Origin of the sequence: Halomonas sp. PBN3 (assembly GCF_000475415.1) — a bacterium.
Lineage (GTDB): Bacteria > Pseudomonadota > Gammaproteobacteria > Pseudomonadales > Halomonadaceae > Halomonas > Halomonas shengliensis.
Genome location: NZ_AXCA01000061.1, coordinates 1 through 3659 on the forward strand (window position 1 = coordinate 1; position 3659 = coordinate 3659).

The 3659-nt window shown below is 46.9% G+C and carries 3 protein-coding genes; all 3 read right to left on the reverse strand.

Features of this window, described 5'->3' with window-relative positions; genetic code table 11:
- Positions 1 to 175: 175 nt before the first annotated feature.
- Positions 176 to 1678: a TIR domain-containing protein gene (locus tag Q673_RS35860; RefSeq protein ID WP_081711970.1), complete on the reverse strand. Its 1503-nt coding sequence runs from the start codon at positions 1676 to 1678 to the stop codon at positions 176 to 178.
- A gap of 138 nt (positions 1679 to 1816) precedes the next feature.
- Positions 1817 to 3136, reverse strand: coding sequence for a TRAFs-binding domain-containing protein (locus Q673_RS35865; protein WP_081711971.1), 1320 nt, complete (start codon positions 3134 to 3136; stop codon positions 1817 to 1819).
- A 12-nt stretch (positions 3137 to 3148) separates the two neighbouring features.
- Positions 3149 to 3541, reverse strand: a complete 393-nt coding sequence (locus Q673_RS35870) for a TIR domain-containing protein (protein WP_081711972.1) — start codon at positions 3539 to 3541, stop codon at positions 3149 to 3151.
- Positions 3542 to 3659 lie beyond the last annotated feature (118 nt).

Below are 3659 nucleotides of genomic sequence, written 5' to 3' on the forward strand. Positions count from 1 at the left end.
CAGTCATCCTGACACTGGGGGGTCACACGCCAGAACGCAAAGGACAGGACTTTACTGAGGCCGGCTGCTACCGGCCAGAAGCGGCCATTGAGGACATTCTGATATATAACGCCCGACTCGCAAGCCAGTTTGGAGCCGCGAAGCGACGTAAAGTCGGTTGCGGAGCAGTCGATTGTTAGCCATCCGCTCTCTCTGCGTCTTTAGCCCGCACGTCTTCCATCATCTGTGATAGCGTGTCAGCTATCTCATTTGCTTGGCCTGACAGATCCTTCGACGAATCGAATGTTATACCTCCAAACCTACGGCTTTCATCGAACATCCCTGGAGGATTATCTGTATACCAAATTGGGACCACAGCGTTTTCCCCGAACCAGTGCTTGAAGTTATCTGACTCAAATTTTGTCCAGAGCTTTCTTGGATAATCCTTACTTAGGAGCGCCAAAACGAACCTTGACTCACTTCGATATATGGGGGCAAGATACTCCTCGACGTCGTTAGCAAGAATCCTGTGCTGTTCATGCTTATCATAAAACACACTCATTTCTCGCTCGGCAAGTGCCTGCGCAACAGCCTCGGCTAAATCCCTGTTTTCACCAGCGAATGACAAAGCAAAATCATAGCGGCTCTTGAAGTCTATGCTGAAGTATCCCACCTGCAACGCAAACTTAGACCAAATCAGATGCCTAATAAAGTAGAGCAGCTTAGGGTCTTCAATAGTCAGAAGACTCGTATCAGGTTCAAAATGGAAAAGGGATGTTAACTGCTCATTATTCCGAATAAGAGTTAGCAGATAACCTTTATCAATAACTTGACCGACACTTCCTTTCATAGCCGGATTCGAAGCCAGCGCCTCTCTAGTATCGAGGGCTCCCTCTGGAGTTTGCGACAACCACCGCAAAAGATTGAGATATGGCGCGCGTCCTTCTCGGCGAAGCTTATTTCCAGTTGCGAAATCCCGTGAGATCGGGAAAAATCTAGGATGCAAATCGCCTAGTACCGACTCTCGAATGCAGGGCAAGCTGACGTTTATCGCTTTAGGTGTTGATTCCTTTGAAGTTTCATGAAGCCGGCCTTGTAGGCAAGCTTCATGACATAGAACTTGCGCCATTGCGAAGCTGCCTTCCGCCTCTTCAGCAATTTCGTCACTAATTGAGATATCACAATTAAGCGCATTTTCACCAAGTGATATAAGGCTCTTGATACGCTCGACGTTGGTCTTTCCAAAACGAATGGTCTCGACGCGATGAAGCAAATCTGGCGCGTATTCAACCAAGGTTTGGCCTGCGCGATTGATTCCTATTAAAACTATCTTGCTTTCTTGCTCCTCCTCGTCGGCCAAAAGCTTGACGAAATCGGTAAGCTTAAGCTTATCCGCATCAGGAAGACGATGAAAATCATCAACGACAACAGTCCCTATGTTATTCATCGCTGGCAACTCTGATATTAAATCAGCGTCTGTTTGTTTCCGGGCAGATAAGAACAAGCATGTATCAGAGAGGCCAACATCATCAATGGCTCTCTTGATGCAAGAAGTTTTCCCGATTCCGGATGGCCCTTCAACGATTATTCCGCGACCTGGCGTTCGCAAAGCTACTGCGACTCGATCGTATTCCGATGGCGGAACGAAAGTATGCGTCGGAACACCGGATTTTTTAAAAACTTCGTCTAGCCTTGGCAATCTGTGCCTCCTGTAGAAGTTGGTTACTATGAGTGATTCGGATCGCTAACTTTTCAGCGCTGGGCTAAACCGCCGGCTTGGAGCGGCAGCGGAAAACCAGTTGGCTTTAGCCCCTTGTGGGGCGCTCTTCACTGTAAGTCAAGGTTTAGCTTGCTCTAGAGTGCTTTCAATATCCTTAATCCATTCACTGTTAATTCCTCTGCTTTCACGTGCGTTTCTTATCATTTTTATATTATTTGCAGTCGTCTCTGGCTCCCACGTTTCTCGAATCGTGGCTAAAGCCATTCCTAGAGCAGCTCGAGCCTTTTCAGACTCTTGGGACAAAACATGCACTTCTAATTCGGTCGCATGATCCCAGTAATCAGGGTTCTTACTGGCTAATCGCCTCTTTACCGAGTATGCTACCACCGGGATGAGCTCAATTCGCCGTGGATCAGGAGGATCAGAACACTCCATAAGCGTTACCGCGTTGATTCCAGGGTATGCATCCCTCCAATCCGCCTCAAAGCCTTGCAGGTAAGCATCAATAGCCTTTTCCAAATAGGCACTGGCTGCGGGACTTTCATTTTCCTTGGCTTTTTCCCATTGGTCTTTATATACCCGACCTAGAATTCCGTTTGTTTCGCTGCTTGGCCCATGCTTATCGATAATCTCAGTTAATATATGCTCGGATTCTTTGTGAAGCTGAAGCCTATTCAAGGCAAACCCTAACTGTTCCTGCACAAGGATCGTTTGCTTTAGCGGTGGCGCCATTTTATCGGCCAAATCCACCATTCCCTGCCAATCCTTTACGGCTCTATAAGAAAGCAACAGATCAACAACAATAGCTGGGTCAGCATCGATCACATCAATTTCTTTCTCAATAACATTAATCGCACCACTACCTTCCTCACGCGCTCGTCTTAAGCGCTCCTTCATGGATTTCGAATACTCAATCAAATCTCTAAATGAATCTGTCTTTAATCTTTGAAGATCAGGCCGCGGAACATCCGTCAATAACTGATACAATGGACTGTCGTCGGAAGGATCACGGCAAGCCTCAAGCCTTTCCCTTAATAGCTTTCTTGCTGACTCGGAATTTTCTGGAAACCCATAGTCGTCTAATTCATAAAGGATTGCCCTCAATGGTGCCACATCAAAAGGCAGACGCATTCCACTACCGGCTATAGGCACAGTGCTATATGGTCTCACTCCATGCCTGATCCCTAGCTCATAAAACACATTTGCATTTGCGGTTGTGAGATCCGCTACGGCATATTCGCACATCATAAGGCGCTCAAACATTGGCTTATGTATGATGCCGCCAATTATTTCCTCATCAGCTCTTACAGGTTCTAAGCTTGCATCCTCTATTGCAGGAGCAATTATCTGATCATATACAGCGTCAAATTCGACAACACGACCGGCTTCATCATATTTTCGCCCAAACGGCATAAGCACAAAACAATAAGGCTTCATGGCACCTCTCCTTCACCGAGTAGCGAGGTCTTGAAGCCTCTCCTCGCTCCAGTTGTATAGTTGAATCTTATTGTCCTTTAGAACCTTGGGTGTAGCTCCGTTTGTATTGTTTAAGCGAATAGCGTAAACGGGCTTTTTATTTCTTACCGTCATTTCAACCTCTTCACGTACCCATCGACTACGATGCGTTCTTTCACCAACGAAAACGATTGTTCGTGAAGTCCCACCCATGGCTTTTGAAATTGCCTGACGGATCACGGCAACATCCTCAGTATTCCAGCGCTTCAACAGGTCTTTAACACGAAAATTCAGATCCCCGTAATTCGGATTTACGGCCCGCCCCTTGATGGTAAGGACTACTTCACGATCAGCTTCTGTGAAACTAAAAAAACAAACGTTAGGCATTCCATATCTCCTTGATGAAATAAAGCGAATCCATCATGGCCGCCTAACACCTATCATCGCGCCTGCTGCATGACACGGGGCGAAGTGGTAGCAACCATTGCCGGCATGGTCGCGGTAG